We start from the raw sequence: 17939 nt of genomic DNA on the forward strand, positions 1-17939 counted from the left end.
CGCCGGGCGGGCGGCGCGGGATTGCTAAGCTGTGCATCCAATCCGCTCCGCGCCACGGTATCCCGTGGCCCGGGAGACGCAAAGCCGCCCATGACTGACATCGTTTTCATCGAAGGTCTGCGCCTGGATGCCCTGATCGGCGTCCACGACCGCGAGCGCCACGCCCCGCAGCCGCTGCTGCTGGACATCCGCATGCATTTCGACAATCGCATCGCCGCCAGCAGCGACAGCCTGGCCGATGCGCTGGACTATGAGGCGGTCAGCCGGCGCCTGGCCGACTACGTGGCGCAGACCGATTTCCAGCTGGTGGAAACCCTGGCCGAGTGCTGTGCAGACCTGATCCTGACCGAGTTCGGCGCCCGCGGCGTGCGGCTCAGGCTGTCGAAGCCGCAGGCGCTGGCCCACGCGGCGGCGGTGGGCGTGGAGATCGAGCGCGGGAGGTTCCCGGCATGAGCGTGGTGCTGGTCACTGGTGCATCGCGCGGTATCGGCCGCGCCATCGTGGAACGCTTTGCCCGCGAGGGCGCCACCGTGGTCGCCTGCGCGCGTGGCCAGGCCGGGCTGGACGACCTGCATGCAGCGCTGCCGCAGGTCGAATGCCGCGCCTGCGACATGCGCGATGCCGCCGCCGTGGATGCACTGTCACGGGACGTCCTGGCGCGGCACGGCGCGGTGGACCTGCTGGTCAACAACGCGGGTGCCTTCCGCCCGGGGGGCATCGCCAGCGAGGATGACGATGCCCTGCTGGAGATGCTGCAGGCCAATCTGTTCGGCGCCTACCGGCTGACCCGGCGGCTGCTGCCGCGGATGATCGAGCGCCGCAGCGGCATGGTCCTCAACGTGTGCAGCACGGCGTCGATCGCTGCATATCCGAACGGCGGCTCCTACAGCATTGCCAAGCATGCGCTGTACGGCTTTTCGCGCAACCTGCGCGAGGAGATGAAGCCGCACGGCGTGCGCGTGGTGGCGTTGCTGCCGGGCGCCACCCTGACGGCCTCGTGGGACGGCGTGCCGCTGCCGCCCGAGCGCATGATGCCGGCCGAGGATGTGGCGGCGATGGCCTGGGCGGCGTGGGCGATGTCGGCGCGTACCGTGGTGGAGGACATCGTGATGCGGCCACAGCGGGGCGACATCGGCGAGGATGATTTCGCATGAATGAGCGCGTGACCATCCGCCTGGCCAAGCAGAACATGAAGTTCTCGGCCGGGCATTTCACCATCTTCTCGGCGACCGAGCGCGAGCGCCTGCACGGCCACAATTTCACCGTCGAAGTGGACATCGAGGCGCGCATGCTGGGCAACGGCATGTGCTTCGACTACGGCCACTACAAGGATCGCGTGGTCGCGCTGTGCCGCGAGCTCAACGAATGGGTGATCCTGCCCACCCGCTCGCCGCACCTGCGCATCAAGGAAGACGGCGACCACGTCTATGCGCATTTCAACGGCCAGCGCATCCCGTTCCTGCGCAGCGACGTGCTGCTGCTGCCCATCGCCAACGCGACGCTGGAGGAATTCGCCTGGTGGTTCCTGCAGCGCCTGGCGGAAGATCGCGACGCCCTGCGCGCCCATGCCATCGACGCGATCGAGGTGCGGGTGCTGTCCGGCCCGGGCCAGAGCGCCGGCCGCCGTATGAGGCTGGACTGATGGCTGCCACCGCCCTGCCGCCGCCGTCGGCCGATGCGCAGGCCCACAGCGCGCACCTGCGCGAGGTGATCCAGGAGCAGATCATCGGCGCTGGCGGGCGCATCCCGTTCTGGAAATTCATGGAACTGGCGCTGTACGCGCCCGGGTTGGGCTACTACAGCGCCGGCGCGCACAAATTCGGCCCGGGCGGGGACTTCACCACCGCGCCGGAGCAGTCGCCGCTGTTCGCTGCCTGCGTGGCCGACGCGCTGTCGCCGGCGATCCGCCAGGCCGGCAAGGGCGCGCTGTTCGTGGAACTGGGCGGTGGCAGCGGCGCGTTCGCGGAGGCCTGCCTGGAGCACCTGCAGGCCAACGGTGCGCTGCCCGCGCGCTACGCCATCCTCGAGCCCAGTGCCGACCTGCGCCAGCGCCAGCGCGAGCGCCTGCAGGCGCGGTTGGCACCGGCCCTGTTCGCCCGCGTGGAGTGGCTGGACGAGCCGGTGCAGCAGCCGTGGGACGGCGTGCTGTTCGCCAACGAGGTGATCGACGCGCTACCCACGCCGCGTTTCGTGGTGCGCGGCGGCGAGGTGCTGGAGGAATGCGTGGCGCTGGATGGCGAAGGCCGGTTCGTGCGCGCGGAGCAGCCGGCCGATCCGCTGCTGGTTGCCGCGGTGCGCCGGATCGAAGCGCAGCTGCCGGAGCCATTCGCCGACGGCTACCGCAGCGAGGCGTTGGCACAGCTGCCGTACTGGGTGCAGGCGGTCGCCGGCGGCTTGCGCAACGGCGCGATGCTGTTCATCGATTACGGTTACGCCCGCGGCGAGTACTACCTGCCCGAGCGCAGCGACGGCACCCTGCGCGCCTTCCGCCAGCATCACCTGATCGACGACGTGTTCGCCTGGCCGGGCCTGCAGGACATCACCGCCTCGGTGGATTTCACTGCGCTGGCGGAGGCCGGCGTGGGTGCGGGCTTCGAGTTTTCCGGCTACTGCTCGCAGGCCAGCTTCCTGCTGGGCAACCGCCTGCAAGCGCATCTGGAGGCAGCCGAAGCGCAGGCCGTGGATGACATCGCGCGGCACAACCTGCGCCAGCAGGCCAAGCGGTTGACGCTGCCCAGCGAAATGGGCGAGCGCTTCCAGGCGATCGGCTTCCAGCGCGGCGTAGAACTGGATGCGGCCTTCCTGGTCGGTGACCTGAGCCACCGCCTGTGAATCGTCCGCGCCGCGTCGGCCGCTCGTTGAAGCCGTTCCGGCGGCCGGCATTGTGGGCCGGGTTGTGGATGCTGGCGGTGGCCTGTGTGGTGGTGGCCTCGCTGCTGCCTGCGCGGGACCTGCCGGACCTGCAGGTGAGCGACAAGACCGAGCACATCGTCGCCTACGCGCTGCTTGCCGCGGGCGCGGTGCAGCTGTTCGCGCGGCGGCTGTCGTGGGCGGTGGTCTGCGTGCTGCTGGTGCTGCTGGGCATCGGGTTGGAATATCTGCAAGCGGCCATGAAACTGGGCCGCATGCTGGACCGTGCCGATGCGCTCGCCAACACGCTGGGCGTGCTGATTGGCCTGGCCACCGCCTTCACGCCGCTGCGCGACCTGCTGCTGCGGCTGGACGGTGGCCGCTGACGCGCAGCGGTGCGACTTCCGGGCGGGGCGTGCCCCGCTCAGTCGCGGGCGGCGGCGATCGCGGCGATGCGGGCGCGACGCAGGGCTTCCCCGAAGGCCGGGCCGCTGACGCCCTGTGCGGTGATGGCGTCACCGCGCACCGCCAGCGCCGCGGCGTGCAGGTGCCGCAGCGTTGCGGCCTGCGGATAGGCCGTGTCCTGCAGGCCGGCACGGCCGCGCGCATCGGCCTCGCAGACGGTGGCCAGCCGGTCGATGCGGGCGGGCTTGCGGAAGCCGTCGCAGCGCGCCAGCAGGTCGTGCAGCGTGGCGTCCTTGAGTTCGTTGATGCGGTGCACGTTGAGGTGCTCGCGGCAGCACAGCACGGCGAGGTCGCGGTGTTCGGCCGGTACTTTCAGCCGTTCGCACAGTGCCATCACCGGAACGACGCCGCGCTGCTCGTGCATCAGGTGGCGCGGCAGCGCGTCAGCCGGGGTCAACGCCTTGCCCAGGTCGTGGCAAAGCGCGGCGAAGCCGACCAGATCATCGCCGGGTGCCAGCCGCGCAGCCATGTCGCAGACCAGTTCCTGGTGCAGGCCGGTGTCGATCTCCGGGTGGTACTCCACGCGCTGCGGCACGCCGTACAGCGCGTCCACCTCGGGCAGCACCGCACGCAGCGCGCCGGCCTGCCGCAGGGTGTACAGGAAGGCCGCCGGCGAGGGGCTGCGCAGGGCTTTCGCCAACTCCTGCCAGACCCGCTCCGGCACCAGCGTGGCCAGTTCGCCGCCATCGGCCATCTGCCGCATCAGCGCCAGCGTGTCCGGAGCAACGGTGAAGCCCAGCGGCGCGAAGCGGGCCATGAAGCGCGCCGCGCGTAGTACCCGCAGCGGGTCCTCGACGAAGGCGTCGCCGACGTGCCGCAGCACACGCGCTTCGAGATCGCGCATGCCGCCAAAGGGATCGACCAGCGTGCCGTCCTCGGCGCGGGCGATCGCGTTGATGGTGAAGTCGCGGCGACGCAAGTCGTCCTCCAGCGTCACCGACGGGTCGGCATGCACCACGAAACCGGTATAGCCGCGGCCGGATTTGCGCTCGGTGCGGGCCAGCGCGTGTTCCTCGCCGGTATCGGGATGCAGGAAAACCGGGAAGTCGCGGCCCACCTGGCGGAAGCCGGCCGCCAGCATGTCCGGCACGCTGGCGCCCACCACCACGAAGTCGCGGTCGCCCGGGGGCAGGCCCAGCAGGGCGTCGCGCACGGCGCCCCCGACGAGGTAAACACGGACGGAGTCGGGAAGCGTGGCCATGGGCGGATGATGCCTGAGGACGCTCAGCGCAGCCGGCGTTGCGCCTGCGCCGGTGCCTGTCCGGCGGCAGCCGCCTCCGCGACTGGACATGCAAATGCCTTGCGCGGCCCGTCGGTGATCCCGCGCAGGCGATCGGACAGCCGCAGCGCGGTGCCCTGGAGCCGCCAGTCGTACAGCGTGCTGAAGCTGAGCACGCGCGCGACGTATTCGCGGGTTTCCTTGTAGCTGATGGTTTCGATCCAGAAATCCGGTTCCATGTCCGGGCGCTGCGCCATCCAGCGCGCCAGCGGCGTCGGCCCGGCGTTGTAGCCGGCGATCACCAGGTAGGGCTTGCCACCGTAGCGGTCCATCAGCTGACGCAGATAGGCGGTGCCGATGGCGATGTTGGTATCCGCGTCGTAGAGATCATCGCCTCCACGCCACGGCAGGCCCAGCTGGGCAGCGATCGCGGCGCCGGTGGCCGGCACCACCTGCATGAGGCCGCGGGCGTCGGCGGCCGAGCGCGCGTTGGGGTCGAACACGCTTTCGGCGCGGATTTCCGCAGCCACCCAGGCCGGATCCAGCCGATTGCGTGCGGCCTCGCGGCGGATGGTGGCGTCGTGATGGAGCGGGAAACGCAGCGCATAAAGCCGCTGTTCGTCCGGGTAGCGCTTGCCCCCGACGTTGACCAGCCCGAACACGCCGCGGTCGAACCAGCCGTTGTCCTGCGCCACTTCCACCGCCAGCCTGCGCTGCTCGTCGGTGAAGCGTGCCAGCGCGGCGTCCCATTCACGCGCGGCCCAGCCGCGGCGATCCAACTGAAAGAGCTGCACGGCCCGGACCAGTGCTGGATCGCGCGCGACCGTAAGCTTCGCGGCAGGGGCGGGTGCGGGCAGCCATGGGCACAGCGTGTAGGGCAGGTCCAGGCGGTCGGCAGCCAGAAAGCCGTGGAAGTCCGGCTTGCGCGCGGCCTGCGCGTACAGGGCTTTCGCACCGGCGCCGTCACCGGTGAGCTCGCGGGTGCGCGCGGCGAAATACAGCCAGCGCGAATCGCCGCGCTGCGCCTCGGGCATGCGCTGGATCGCGGCGAGGGCGGCGGCCCAATCGCGGCGCGCCAGCGCTTCGCGCACCTGCCACTCATGCAGGCTGTCATCCCACGCCGAAGCGGGCACGGCGGCCAGCCGACGCGCCGCATCGGGCAGGTAGGAGGACACCGTCCACAGTGCGATCTGGTAGCGCACACGGCCCAGATCGGCTTCCCCGAAGCCCAGCGCCTGCGCCACCCCCGGCAGCAGCGCCTCGGCGCGGTCCGGGGCGGCCTTGGCCAGCCTCGCCAGACCGACGGTGGCGACCAGGCGGCTGCGCGGCGTCACCGGCCAGTCCGCCACGTTGGCATCGGGGGCATCGAGATAGGCGGCGTAGCGCAGCGCCAGGGCCGCGTCATCGCCGCCGAATCCCGCGGCAATCGCGCGCATCACGCCCGCTTCCCCCGCGTCGGCGGCCTTGTCGAAGCGTTCCCAGCGCAGCGCATCGGTCAGCCCGCCCTGCGCGGCCAGCAGCGCGAAGGGCGCGTCGCACTGCACCGGCAGCGAGCGGCCGCTGCTGCGCCAGAGCGCCTGTGCCGCGGCCGTCCATGCGGCGTCGGCCCGGTTCATCGCCATCAATGCCTGTAGGCGCAGGCAGCGCAACGTGGCCGCATCGATCGTGTCGTCCCACTGGTCGAGGAAGGCCTGCCATTCGTTGCGGCGGGCGAGGGCGGCCAGCCAGTCGGCGCGGAACAACGCGGCCACCGGTTCACCCCGCCAGCGCGCCAGGAAGGCGTTGCCCCGGGCTACCGGTAGCGTGTCCAGTCGACTGCGCAGGGCCGCGTATTCCAGCCAGCCCGCCAGCGGATGGGTGGAAAAACCGGCCAGCGCCAGGTCATCCAGGCCACCGCGCTGGGCGGCCTCCAGCGCGGCGCGGAAGGCGGCATCCGGGGGCGTGATCGGGGCCGGGGCCGGTTGCGCCAGGGGTGCCGGACGTGGCACCGGTACTTGCGCCGAGGCAGTGACCGCGCTGCCGGCCAGGGCGAGCAGGAGCAGCGATAGCGTCGCGATCTTGTGCATCGCCCGACTATAGCCGAGCATCGATGAACGACTTTTCCGATGGTGCGCGATGACGTTCCTGTTGCTGTATCTGGCGCTGGGCGCGTGTGCCGGCGTGCTGGCCGGGCTGCTGGGTATCGGCGGCGGTCTGGTGCTGGTGGGGGCGCTGGCGTGGCTGCTGCCGCTGCAGGGCGTCGCGCCGGAGGCGGCGATGCATGCGGCGTTGGCCAGCTCGCTGGCCAGCATCGTGCTGACCGCGGCGGCATCCGCACGGGCCCACCATCGGCGCGGCAGCGTGCTGTGGCCGACGGTGGCGTGGATGGTGCCGGGCGTGCTGGCGGGCGGCTGGCTGGGCAGCCGGTTCGCCATCGCCCTGGACGGCAATGTGCTGCGCTGGTGCGTGGCCGGCTACTGCGGACTGGTCGCCGCGCAGATGCTGCTGTCCGGTCCGCCACCCCAGGGCACCGCGGCTGCCGCACCGCGCGGACCCGGCTACACGCTGGCAGGTGGCGTCATCGGCGTGGTGTCGGCCATCGTGGGCATCGGCGGCGGCAGCCTGACGGTGCCGCTGCTGGTCTGGCGCGGCGTGGCCCCGGTGCGCGCAGTGGGAACGTCGTCCGCGTGCGGCATCTTCATCGGCCTGGGCAGCGCGCTGGGCTACGCGCTGCAGGCGCCCGCGGGCGCGCTGCCGCTGCCCGGCGCGGTGGGCTACGTCTACCTGCCGGCGGCACTGGGCGTGGCGGTGGCGTCGGTGCTGGCTGCACCGCACGGTACCCGGCTGGCGCACGCGCTCAGCGGGCTGGCCTTGAAGCGGGTGTTCGCGGTGTTCCTGCTGCTGGTCGGCAGCGCGTTTGCCTACAGCGCGCTGGGCTGATCAACGCAGCGCCGCTTCCGGCACGTCCAGTGCCACCGATAGAGCGAGGTGGTCGGACTGCGCGGCGGGCAGCGCCTGCATCTCGGCGACCGGCAGACCCGGGGTCACCAGCATGTGGTCGATCGCCCGCTGCGGCCGCCACGACGGGAAGGTGGGAACGCAGCGATCCGGCGGCTGCAGGCGGGTCTTGCGGTAGAGCACCTGCATCTCCGGCGTCTCGGGATCGCAGTTGAAGTCCCCCATCAGCACCGCATGCGGATGGTCGGCCAGCAGGTCGGCGATGAACTCCAGCTGCGATCGACGCGACTGGCTGCCCAGCGAGAGATGGGCGACGGCGACGGTGAGGGCGTCGCGACTGTCGCCGAACGAAGCGGTCAGCACGCCGCGGCCCTTGATCCGTCCCGGCAGCGGATGATCCTCCACCCGGTACGGCTCCAACCGGCTCAGCAGGCCGTTGGCGCTGGACGCCAGATTGCCCACGCGGCGGTTGGGCTGGTGGCTCCAATAAGGAAAGCCTGCGCGCTCGGCCAGATAGTGGGTCTGGTTGGTGAAGCCTGAGCGCAGGCTGCCGGGGTCGGCCTCCTGCAGGCCCACGATATCGTGACGGCTGGCCAGCTGGGCGATGCTGTCCAGCGCGTCGCGCTTGTTGCCGGCCGGCAACACGTGCGACCAGCTGCGGGCCACGTAGTCGCGGTAGCCGCGGGTGCTGGAGCCCGCCTGGATATTGGCGCTCAGCAGGCGCAGCCGGCGTCGATCCATGGGCGCCGCCGCGGGCGGGGCTCAGGCGCCCGGCGCGGCGGCGGCCGGTGCCGCCGGTGCGGTCGAGGGCGAAGCCAGCTTGGCGCGTTCCTGCGCGATCAGCTGGTTCATGATGCGGAACATGTCATCCACCGACTTGCCCTTCACGCGATACTTGCCCGCCACCACGAAGGCCGGCGTGCCCATCTGGTCGCCGTTGGCGAAAGCTTCTTTCATGTACTGGCGGGCCCGGTTCACCTTGGTGGCGACCGCGAAACTCTGCATGCTGCTGAGGAACTGGTTCGGATCGGCGCCGTAGCCGGCGTAGAACGCGGCGATCTCCTCGGGGGTATCCATGCCGCGCTCGCCCTTGAGGGTGTTGTCGATGTGGATGGCGCGGAACAGGGCGTCGTGGGTCTTCTCCACCAGGCCCATCGCGTCGGCGGCGTAGTAGGCCTTGGCGTAGTTGTCCCACATCGAACCGAAAGCGGCCGGCACGTACACGAAATGCACGTCCTTCGGCAGCTTGGCCTTCATCGCCGACACCTGCGGCTGCACCGCAGCACAGAACGGGCACACATAGCCGAAGAACTCGACGACTTCCACCCGGTCCGGCGCGGTATCGAACGGCTGGCCGTTCGGGATCACCACGTAGTCGGTACCTTCCACCGGCGGCGGCGCCTTGGCGGCGGCCTCCAAGGCGGCCTTGGCAGCCGCTTCGGCCTGCGCCGCGCGCTGCGGATCTTCCGCGCTGGCGGTCTTGGCGGGCGCAGCCTGCGCGGCGGCGGCATCGGTCGCGCTCACCGGGGCAGGGGCATCGTTCTTGCAAGCGGCAAGCGGCAGCAGGGCGAGCAGGAGCAGGGTGTGGCGGAGAGCGGTCATGGCGATCTTCCGTGGCATGGCGGTCGGGATCATCGGGAGGGTGCGCGCGCGGGTCGGGCCGTGGGCGCCGGCACGGCCTTCCTTGGCGCCAGCGCATCAACCACGCGACGGGCGTTGTCGAGCAGGTTCTGGTAGCTATTGCCCAACACCAGATAGCGGCCGGCCACTACCAGCGACGGCGTGCCTTCGATCTGACTGCGGGCGGCGAATTCGTAGGCGTGCTTCAGCTTGGGCAACAGCGTCGCATCGTCGCTCATCGCCGCCTTGAGCGACGGCGCATTGGCCCCCTGCACCCGGCTGGCCCAGGCTAACACCTGCGCGGCATCGGCGTTGCGCGGCAGTTCGCCGGTTTCGTGGATGGCGGCGAACAGGCGCGGATGCAGTACCGCCAGGGATTTCGCGGTCTGGGCGGCGAAAAAGACGCGCGCCCAAGGGTCGTCCCGACCGAAGACCCCGGGCACCAGTACCAGCCTGGCATGCGCCGGCAGCTGTTTTGCCCAGGCTTCCAGCATCGGCGAGAAATGCGCGCAGTGCGGGCAGGTGTAGGCGAAGACTTCGGCCACCTCGACCATGCCCGGCGGCAGCGGCTGGTAAGGCTGGCCGCCCTCGATCGTCCGGTACTCCACGCCCTCGGTCAGACCCGGCAGGACTGCTTGCCCACGTGCAGGCAGCAGGGCGGTGGCCAGCAGCAGGACAAAGGACAGCAGGGGCACGCGCATGGGAGTCAGGTTCCGCTGATCATGGGGCCGAACCAGCATGCACCGGATGTGGCCAACGCACGGTGAAGCGCGGCTGGTCGGCGTCAGGGGGCGGCCTGGGCGGGAGCCTGCTCGCGGGCATGCAGGCCCTGCACGTAGCTGGCCAGCGAGCGGATCTCCTCGTCGGTGAGCGATTTGCTGACCGCCGCCATCAGGTTGAAGTGGGCCGGGTTGGCGTAGGTGGTGGTGCCGGCGCGGTATTCCTCGAGGCGACGGGTCACGTACGCGGCGTCCTGGCCGTGCAGGGCCGGATAGGCCGGGCCCGGATTGCCGGCGCCGGAGGGGCCGTGGCATGCCATGCAGGCGGGCACGCCGCGGGCGGCGTCACCACTGCGGAACAGGCGTTCGCCGACCTGGTAGAACTTCATGCCCTTGTTGGGGCCATCGGCGATCACGGTGTCGTCCGCCACGCCGCTGCCTGCCTTCTGCTGGGCAAACCAGGCGCCGACATCGCGCATGTCCTGCGCGCTCAACATGCTGGCGAACGGCAGCATCATGCCGGCCAGACCGCTGGTGCGCTGGCCGCTCTTGAACAGGTGCAGCTGCTCGGCGATGTAGCGCTCGGGCATGCCGGCGATGCGCGGGGCGTTCTGCTGCATGGCGTTGCCGTCCAGGCCATGGCAGGCCGCGCAGACGCCTGCCTTGCTCTGGCCGGCGGTGGCATCGCCCCAGGTTGCAGGCGGCTCGACCAACGGCGCGGTCTGCACCGGGGCAGTGTCGGGTACGGCCATGGCCGTGCTCTGGGCCCATGCGGCTGCGGCAAGAGCAAGACAGGCGACACCGGCGAGGGCGTGGACAGGACGCATGCGGAACTCCACTGGCATAGGGGCGCGGGCAGGTGCCGCGCAACCGGCAAATTATGGTCGGCGCGCCGGGAGTGGTCAAACCGTCGCCCGGGGGCCGCGCGGACGTGCCATGCTATGCCCATGGCTGCACCCAATCCGTTCGCGCGCGCCCAGTACCTGCTGGCCGCCCACAATTTCCGGCAATTGCCGCCCGATGGCGGGTTCGAGGTGGCCTTCGCCGGCCGCTCCAATGCCGGCAAGTCCTCCGCCCTGAATGCCCTGTGCCAGCAGAATGCGCTGGCGCGGGTGTCCAAGACGCCCGGCCGTACCCAGCAGCTGGTGTTCTTCGGCCTGCCGCCGCACGAGAACAAGTACCTGGTGGATCTGCCGGGCTATGGCTACGCCAAGGTGCCGCAGGAACTGCAGGCGCACTGGCAGGCTTTCCTGGACGGCTATTTCGGCAGCCGCGACGCCCTGCGCGGGCTGGTGGTGGTGATGGATGTGCGCCATCCGCTGAAGGAGTACGACCGCCAGATGCTGGGCTACGCCATGCGCCGCGGGCTGCCGGCCCACGTCATCCTGACCAAGGCCGACAAGCTGGGCCGGGGCGCCGCCGGCAACACCCTGCAGGCGGTGCGGATGGAGCTGCAGCGCGCGTTCGCCGACAGCGTGACCGTGCAGCTGTTCTCGGGTGAGTCCAAGCAGGGCGTCGAGGAGCTGCGCGCCGTCGTGGCCCAGTGGCTGGCCCTCTAACCGGATTACGCACGCCCGCGGAACGCTGAACGCGCGGCCGCGATGGTGCGCCCTCTCCATTCGCCCGGCTATCCTGCCGCACCGTTCCGATAGGCCGCGCCGATGTCCGGACCCAGCACTGCCAGCGATACGCCGATCACCGACCGCCGCCAGCTGGCCGAGGTGCTGGCCTCGGGCGAGAAGCCCCGCGATGCCTGGCGCATCGGTACCGAGCACGAGAAGTTCGGTTTCCGCCTGGACGACCTGCGGCCACCGACCTTCGACGGCGAGCGCGGCATCGAGGCCCTGCTGAAGGGCCTGGTCCGCTTCGGCTGGGCGCCCTACGAGGAGAACGGCCGGGTGATCGCGCTGGCGCGCGACGGCGCCTCGGTGACGCTGGAGCCGGCCGGGCAGCTGGAGCTGTCGGGCGCGCCGCTGCGCACCATCCACGACACCTGCAAGGAAGTGGGCAGCCACCTGCGGGAGGTCCGCGAGGTCGCCGACGAACTGCAGCTGGGCTTCCTGGGCATGGGGTTCCAGCCCAAGTGGCGGCGCGACGAGATGCCGTGGATGCCCAAGGGGCGCTACCAGATCATGAAGGCCTACATGCCCAAGGTCGGCAACCTGGGTCTGGACATGATGACCCGCACCTGCACGGTCCAGGTCAACCTGGACTATGCCACTGAGGCGGACATGGTGAAGAAGTTCCGCGTGTCGCTGGCGCTGCAGCCGATCGCGACCGCGCTGTTCGCCGACTCGCCGTTCACGGAAGGGCGACCGAACGGCTTCCTCAGCTACCGCTCGCACATCTGGACCGACACCGACCCGGACCGCACCGGCATGCTGGATTTCGTGTTCGAGGACGGCTTCGGCTACGAGCGCTACGTCGACTATCTGCTCGACGTGCCGATGTACTTCAGCTACCGCGACGGCATCTACCACGATGCCAGCGGCAAGTCCTTCCGCGATTTCCTGCAGGGCCGGCTGGACGTGCTGCCCGGCGCGCTGCCGACGCTGCGCGACTGGAACGACCACATGACCACCGCCTTCCCGGAAGTGCGGCTGAAGAAATTCCTGGAGATGCGCGGCGCCGATGGCGGCCCGTGGAACCGCCTGTGCGCGCTGCCGGCGTTCTGGGTGGGCCTGCTGTACGACGACGCGGCGCTGGATGCGGCCTGGGATCTGGTCAAGGACTTCACGATGGCAGAACGCCATGCGTTGCGCGACGGCGTGCCGAAGCATGCGTTGGGCCTCCCGTTCCGCGGTGGCACCGTGCGCGACCTGGCACGTCGCGCACTGGAGATCGCCGTGGCCGGCCTGCGCCGGCGCGCCGCCCGGGACCGCTGCGGCACCGACGAAACCGGGTTTCTCGATCCGCTGGTGGAGATCGTCGAGTCCGGCCAGACGCCGGCCGAGCGCAAGCTGGAACTGTTTCATGGCCGCTGGCAGGGCAGCGTGGACCCGGTGTTCCGCGAGTTCGCCTACTGAGTCCGGATGCCCCGCTTTGACGGCGCGGCGACGCGGAACCCGCTAGCCTGCGCGGCATGAGCAACGATCTGCCGGAACCCCTGCGCGACACCCTCGATTTCTCCGCCACGGACGGCCTGCTTCGCGACGACGTGCGCACGCTTGGCGCGCTGGTCGGCGAGATCCTGGCCGAGCAGTGCGGCCAGCCTTTCCTTGACGAGGTCGAGACGCTGCGGCGGCTGGCGATCCGCCGGCGCGAGCAGGGCGAGCCTGCGGATGCGTTGGCGGACCGGCTGGCCGGCGTGCCGCTGGGCACTGCCACCCAGCTGGTGCGGGCGTTTTCCGCATATTTCGGTGCGGTCAACGTGGCCGAGCGCGTGCACCGCATCCGCCGGCGCCGCGACTACCAGCGTGCCGGCGAGCACCCGCAGCCGGGCAGCCTGGACGCGGTGCTCGCGTCCCTGCACGATGCGGGCGTGGCAGGCGACGACCTGCGCGCGCTGCTGGCCCGCCTGCGCATCGAGCCGGTGTTCACCGCGCATCCCACCGAGGCGGTGCGGCGCCTGCTGCTGGAGAAGGAGCGCGAGGTGGTGCGCCGGCTGGTGGCCGACATCGACCGCCAGCTCACGCCGGCGGAGCGCGCCGCGGGGCTGGCACGCATCCGCTTCGCGCTGACCTCCGCCTGGCAGACCTCCGACGCGCCGCCGGCCCGCCCCAGCGTGGACGACGAGCGCGAGCACGTCGGCTTCTACCTGGGCGAAGTGCTCTACCGGGTGCTGCCGGTATTCTTCGAAGCCTTCGACGCGGCGATCGTCCGCGCCTACGGACAGGCCATGCCGCTGCCGCCCGTGCTGCGGTTCGGTACCTGGGTGGGCGGGGACATGGACGGCAACCCCAACATTGGGGCCGCCACGGTACTGGCTGCGCTGGAGGCGCAGCGCGCGCAGGTGCTGGGCAAATACCGCGAAGACCTGGGCCGGCTGGCGACGCTGCTCACCCAGAGCCGCGACCGCGTCGGGGTGGACGCCGGGATCGACAGCCGCATCGCCCGCGCGCGCGCGCTGCTGGGCGATGCGGCGGGTGTCGATCCGCGCCACATCGACATGCCCTATCGGCAACTGCTGGAGGCGATGCGCCTGCGGCTGGAGGCCACGGCCGCCAACGATGCCGCCCGCGGCTATGCCGCGCCCGGCGACCTGCTGGATGACCTCGAGGCGATCGACGCCAGCCTGGCCCACCACCGCGGCGAGCACGCAGGCTGCTTCGCAGTGCGGCGTCTAATCCGGCGCGTGCAGTGTTTCGGCTTCCACCTGGCAGCCCTGGACCTGCGCCAGGATTCTGCGGTGCACGACGCCGCGCTGGCGGCGTTGCTGGGCGATCCCGACTGGAGCGGGCGCGCGGTCGAGGCCCGCGTCGCACGCCTGCATGCGTTGCTCGATGGCGAGGCGGTCACCGCGCCGGATGCGCCGGACGCCGCCCCGACGCTGGCGGCCTTCGCGGCCGTGGTGGAGGCACGGCGGCGCTTCGGGCCGGAGGCGATCGGCCTGTACATCATCAGCATGAGCCGCAGCGCCGCCGATGCGCTGGCGGTGCTGGCACTGGCGCGGCAGGCGGGCTGCGCGGATGCCGACGGCGCCGTGCCGCTGGACGTGGCGCCGCTGTTCGAGACCGTGGACGACCTGCAGGCGGCACCCGGGGTGATGCGCGCGTTGTTCGACGATCCCGTCTATCGCCGCCACCTTGCCCGGCGCGGTGGGCGCCAGGTGGTGATGCTGGGGTATTCGGACAGCGCCAAGGATGGCGGCCTGCTGGCTTCGCGCTGGGCCCTGCAGCGGGCCCAGGTGGAGCTGCTGGAGGTGGCGCGCGATGCCGGTGTGCAGCTGGCGTTCTTCCATGGCCGCGGCGGCTCGGTGAGCCGCGGGGGCGGCAAGACGGAGCGGGCGATCATCGCCGCGCCGCGCGGCTCGGTGGATGGCGTCCTGCGCGTCACCGAGCAGGGCGAAGTGATCCATCGCAAGTACGGCATCCGCGCACTGGCCCTGCGCAACCTGGAGCAGACCACCGGCGCGGTGCTGCGCGCCTCGCTGCGGCCGCGCCGGCCGGAGCCGCGCGAGGACGCATGGCGCGCGCTGGCCACCGGGCTGGCGCAGGCCTCGCGGACGCACTACCGCGCGCTGGTGCACGAGGACCCGCGCTTTCCCGATTATTTCCGTGCCGCCACGCCGATCGACGTGATCGAGCGGTTGCATCTCGGCTCGCGCCCGTCGCGCCGGCGCGACGGGGGCATCGCCAACCTGCGCGCGATCCCCTGGGTGTTCGCCTGGTCGCAGAACCGCTCCGGCCTGACCGGCTGGTACGGTGTCGGTACCGCCTTGGTGCAAGGGATCGACCGGCACGGGCGCGAGGCGATGGCGGCGATGGCCCGCGACTGGCCATTCTTCGCCACCGTGGTCGATGACGTGGAAATGCTGCTGGCCAAATCCGACATCGCGATCTTCGAGCGTTACTCGCGGTTGGCGGGCGACGCGCATGCGGCGTTCTTCCCGCGCATTGCGGACGAATTCGCCCGCACCCGCGACGCGATCCTGGCCATCAAGGGGCGCGACACCCTGTTGGCGGGCGACTACCGGCTGCGGTTGTCGATCCGCCTGCGCAATCCCTACGTCGATCCGATCAGCCTGCTGCAGGTGGACCTGCTGCGGCGCTGGCGCGAAGGCGGGCGCACCGACGAGGCGCTGCTGCGCGCGCTGGTCTCCACGGTCAACGGCATCGCCGCGGGCATCCAGAACACGGGCTAGGTGTGCATGCCCGCCGGGCCGGGTTTGCCATATACTCCCCTCCAGTATCGGAGATGCCGCGTGCCGCACTCGCCAGAAGACAAGAAGCGCGCCATCACGCGCCTGCGCCGCATCCGCGGCCAGGTGGATGCGCTGGAGCGCGCGGTGGAAGCGGGCAGCGAGTGCGCGCCGATCCTGCAGCAGCTGGCCGCGTTGCGCGGCGCGGTGAACGGGCTGATGGCCGAGATCCTCGACAGCCACCTGCGCGAGGAATTCACCCAGCTTGCCACCGACCCCAGGATCCGCCGGCAGCACCAGCAGAGCATCGATGACGTGATCGCGCTGGTGCGGTCCTACCTCAAGTAACTCCCCCTGTTCCCAGGAGCACGCCCATGAAATCCCGCGCCGCCGTCGCCTTCGCCGCTGGCCAGCCGCTGCAGATCGTCGAGATCGACGTTGCCCCGCCCAAGGCCGGGGAAGTGCTGGTGAAGATCACCCACACCGGCGTCTGCCACACCGATGCGTTCACGCTGTCGGGCGACGACCCGGAGGGCCTGTTCCCCTGCGTGCTGGGCCACGAGGGCGCGGGCGTGGTGGTGGAAGTGGGCGAAGGCGTGACCAGCGTGCAGCCGGGCGACCACGTGATCCCGCTGTACACCGCCGAATGCGGCGAGTGCCTGTTCTGCAAGAGCGGCAAGACCAACCTGTGCACGGCGGTGCGCGCCACCCAGGGCAAGGGCGTGATGCCGGACGGCACCACCCGCTTCAGCTACAACGGCCAGCCGCTGTACCACTACATGGGCTGCAGCACCTTCAGCGAGTACACGGTGGTGGCCGAGGTCTCGCTGGCGAAGATCAACCCCGGGGCGAACCACGAGCAGGTCTGCCTGCTCGGCTGCGGCGTCACCACCGGCCTGGGCGCGGTGCAGAACACCGCCAAGGTGCAGGAAGGCGACTCGGTCGCGGTATTCGGCCTGGGCGGCATCGGCCTGGCCGTCATCCAGGGTGCGAAGCGGGCGAAGGCGGGGCGGATCATCGCCATCGACACCAATCCTGACAAGTTCCCGATGGCCCGCGACATGGGCGCCACCGATTGCGTGAATCCCAACGATTTCGACAAGCCGATCCAGCAGGTGGTCGTGGAGATGACCGGCTGGGGCGTGGACCACAGCTTCGAGTGCATCGGCAACGTCAACGTGATGCGCGCGGCACTGGAATGCGCGCACCGCGGCTGGGGCCAGAGCGTGATCATCGGCGTGGCCGGCGCGGGGCAGGAGATTTCCACCCGTCCGTTCCAGTTGGTCACCGGGCGCAAGTGGCTGGGCACCGCCTTCGGCGGCGTGAAGGGCCGCAGCCAGCTGCCGGGCATGGTGGAGGAGGCGATGGCGGGTGACATCCAGCTGGCGCCGTTCGTCACCCACACCATGGGCCTGGACCGGATCAACGAGGCCTTCGAGCTGATGCACGCGGGCAAGTCGATCCGCTCGGTGGTGCATTTCTGAGGGAGGTGGCGTGATGGAACGCATCGAACACCGCGCCAGCTTCGGCGGCTGGCAGGACGTGTACCGGCACCGCTCGGCGGTGCTGGGCTGCGACATGACCTTCGCGATCTACCTGCCGCCGCAGGCGCAGGAGAGCCGGGTGCCAGTGCTGTACTGGCTGTCGGGACTATCCTGCACCGAGCAGAACTTCATCACCAAGGCGGGCGCGCAGCGTTACGCGGCGGAGCACGGCATCGCCATCGTCTGCCCGGACACCAGCCCACGCGGCGACGACGTGGCGGACGCCGACGGCTACGACCTCGGCCAGGGCGCGGGCTTCTACGTCAATGCCACGCAGGCTCCGTGGGCGACGCACTACCGGATGTTCGACTATGTTGCGGACGAATTGCCCGCGCTTATCGAGGCCCACTTTCCGGTGACCGCCGCGCGCGCGATCAGCGGGCATTCGATGGGAGGCCACGGCGCGCTGGTGGTGGCCTTGTCGAAGCCCGGCCGTTACCGCAGCGTATCGGCATTTTCGCCAATCGCCGCGCCGGCGCGGGTGCCGTGGGGCGAGAAGGCGTTTTCCGCCTACCTGGGCGATGACCGCGAAGCCTGGAAGCGCTTCGACGCCAGCGAGCTGGTGCAATCGGCTTCGGAGAAGCTGCCGATCCTGGTCGACCAGGGCCAGGCGGACGAATTCCTGGACGTCCAGCTGAAACCGTGGCTGCTGAAGGAGGCTGCCGATGCGGCCGGTTATCCGTTGTACCTGCGCTTGCAGCCTGGCTACGACCACAGCTACTACTTCGTTGCCAGTTTCATCGGCGAGCACATCGCCCACCATGCGGCGGCGCTGCGTACCTGAG

At 70.5% G+C, this 17939-nt stretch carries 18 protein-coding genes; 12 read left to right on the forward strand and 6 right to left on the reverse strand.

All coding sequences use genetic code 11. From position 1 onward, the window contains the following. The first annotated feature begins 90 nt into the window (after positions 1 to 90). The 5 genes from folB (at position 91) to ACK4SG_RS10075 (ending at position 3236) form a co-directional block, all read left to right on the forward strand. Positions 91 to 453 carry a dihydroneopterin aldolase gene (folB, locus tag ACK4SG_RS10055; protein ID WP_409601615.1) on the forward strand — a complete coding sequence of 121 codons (363 nt, stop codon included), beginning with the start codon at positions 91 to 93 and terminating at the stop codon, positions 451 to 453. Continuing rightward, a complete protein-coding gene (locus ACK4SG_RS10060) occupies positions 450 to 1154 on the forward strand; it encodes an SDR family oxidoreductase (RefSeq protein WP_409601616.1) in 705 nt (234 codons plus the stop codon). The genes folB and ACK4SG_RS10060 overlap by 4 nt, the downstream gene beginning before the upstream one ends. Next, complete coding sequence (locus tag ACK4SG_RS10065; protein ID WP_409601617.1) at positions 1151 to 1642, forward strand: 6-pyruvoyl trahydropterin synthase family protein; 492 nt, start codon at positions 1151 to 1153, stop codon at positions 1640 to 1642. Before ACK4SG_RS10060 ends, ACK4SG_RS10065 begins: the two co-directional genes overlap by 4 nt. After that, positions 1642 to 2832 (forward strand): class I SAM-dependent methyltransferase, encoded by a 1191-nt coding sequence (locus ACK4SG_RS10070; RefSeq protein ID WP_409601618.1) that lies wholly within the window; start codon positions 1642 to 1644, stop codon positions 2830 to 2832. Before ACK4SG_RS10065 ends, ACK4SG_RS10070 begins: the two co-directional genes overlap by 1 nt. A 68-nt stretch (positions 2833 to 2900) precedes the next feature. Beyond that, a complete protein-coding gene (locus ACK4SG_RS10075) occupies positions 2901 to 3236 on the forward strand; it encodes a VanZ family protein (protein ID WP_409601764.1) in 336 nt (111 codons plus the stop codon). Between the two features lie 38 nt (positions 3237 to 3274). On the opposite strand, the gene ACK4SG_RS10080 is transcribed toward ACK4SG_RS10075, so the two are convergent. After that, a complete protein-coding gene (locus ACK4SG_RS10080; protein WP_409601619.1) occupies positions 3275 to 4516 on the reverse strand; it encodes a multifunctional CCA addition/repair protein in 1242 nt (413 codons plus the stop codon). Positions 4517 to 4539: 23 nt separating this feature from the next. Further along, a complete protein-coding gene (locus tag ACK4SG_RS10085) occupies positions 4540 to 6600 on the reverse strand; it encodes a transglycosylase SLT domain-containing protein (protein WP_409601620.1) in 2061 nt (686 codons plus the stop codon). A gap of 49 nt (positions 6601 to 6649) precedes the next feature. On the opposite strand from ACK4SG_RS10085, the gene ACK4SG_RS10090 reads away from it, so the two are divergent. Continuing rightward, complete coding sequence (locus tag ACK4SG_RS10090; RefSeq protein ID WP_409601621.1) at positions 6650 to 7453, forward strand: sulfite exporter TauE/SafE family protein; 804 nt, start codon at positions 6650 to 6652, stop codon at positions 7451 to 7453. Here ACK4SG_RS10090 and ACK4SG_RS10095 read toward each other — a convergent pair whose 3' ends face one another. The 4 genes from ACK4SG_RS10095 to ACK4SG_RS10110 form a co-directional block, all read right to left on the reverse strand. Further along, complete coding sequence (locus ACK4SG_RS10095) at positions 7454 to 8212, reverse strand: endonuclease/exonuclease/phosphatase family protein (RefSeq protein WP_409601622.1); 759 nt, start codon at positions 8210 to 8212, stop codon at positions 7454 to 7456. 21 nt (positions 8213 to 8233) lie between these two features. Beyond that, positions 8234 to 9073 (reverse strand): thiol:disulfide interchange protein DsbA/DsbL, encoded by an 840-nt coding sequence (locus tag ACK4SG_RS10100; protein WP_409601623.1) that lies wholly within the window; start codon positions 9071 to 9073, stop codon positions 8234 to 8236. A 29-nt stretch (positions 9074 to 9102) separates the two neighbouring features. Further along, a complete protein-coding gene (locus ACK4SG_RS10105; RefSeq protein WP_409601624.1) occupies positions 9103 to 9792 on the reverse strand; it encodes a thiol:disulfide interchange protein DsbA/DsbL in 690 nt (229 codons plus the stop codon). Between the two features lie 83 nt (positions 9793 to 9875). Then, entirely contained in the window at positions 9876 to 10655 is a 780-nt protein-coding gene (locus ACK4SG_RS10110; RefSeq protein ID WP_409601625.1) for a c-type cytochrome, read from the reverse strand. Positions 10656 to 10757: 102 nt separating this feature from the next. On the opposite strand from ACK4SG_RS10110, the gene yihA reads away from it, so the two are divergent. From yihA to fghA, 6 genes are all read left to right on the forward strand, one after another. Continuing rightward, complete coding sequence (gene yihA / locus ACK4SG_RS10115) at positions 10758 to 11369, forward strand: ribosome biogenesis GTP-binding protein YihA/YsxC (RefSeq protein ID WP_409601626.1); 612 nt, start codon at positions 10758 to 10760, stop codon at positions 11367 to 11369. 102 nt (positions 11370 to 11471) lie between these two features. After that, a complete protein-coding gene (locus tag ACK4SG_RS10120; RefSeq protein WP_409601627.1) occupies positions 11472 to 12836 on the forward strand; it encodes a glutamate--cysteine ligase in 1365 nt (454 codons plus the stop codon). A gap of 56 nt (positions 12837 to 12892) precedes the next feature. Further along, a complete protein-coding gene (gene ppc, locus ACK4SG_RS10125) occupies positions 12893 to 15613 on the forward strand; it encodes a phosphoenolpyruvate carboxylase (RefSeq protein WP_409601628.1) in 2721 nt (906 codons plus the stop codon). Positions 15614 to 15673: 60 nt separating this feature from the next. Next, the gene (frmR, locus tag ACK4SG_RS10130) at positions 15674 to 15958 is read left to right on the forward strand and encodes a formaldehyde-responsive transcriptional repressor FrmR (protein WP_409601629.1); all 285 of its coding nucleotides are present in this window, start codon (positions 15674 to 15676) and stop codon (positions 15956 to 15958) included. A 26-nt stretch (positions 15959 to 15984) separates the two neighbouring features. Continuing rightward, positions 15985 to 17094 carry an S-(hydroxymethyl)glutathione dehydrogenase/class III alcohol dehydrogenase gene (locus ACK4SG_RS10135; protein WP_409601630.1) on the forward strand — a complete coding sequence of 370 codons (1110 nt, stop codon included), beginning with the start codon at positions 15985 to 15987 and terminating at the stop codon, positions 17092 to 17094. Between the two features lie 13 nt (positions 17095 to 17107). After that, positions 17108 to 17938, forward strand: coding sequence for an S-formylglutathione hydrolase (gene fghA, locus ACK4SG_RS10140; RefSeq protein WP_409601631.1), 831 nt, complete (start codon positions 17108 to 17110; stop codon positions 17936 to 17938). Position 17939: the final 1 nt, after the last annotated feature.

The sequence above is a fragment of the Thermomonas sp. genome, assembly GCF_046293095.1.
GTDB lineage: Bacteria > Pseudomonadota > Gammaproteobacteria > Xanthomonadales > Xanthomonadaceae > Thermomonas.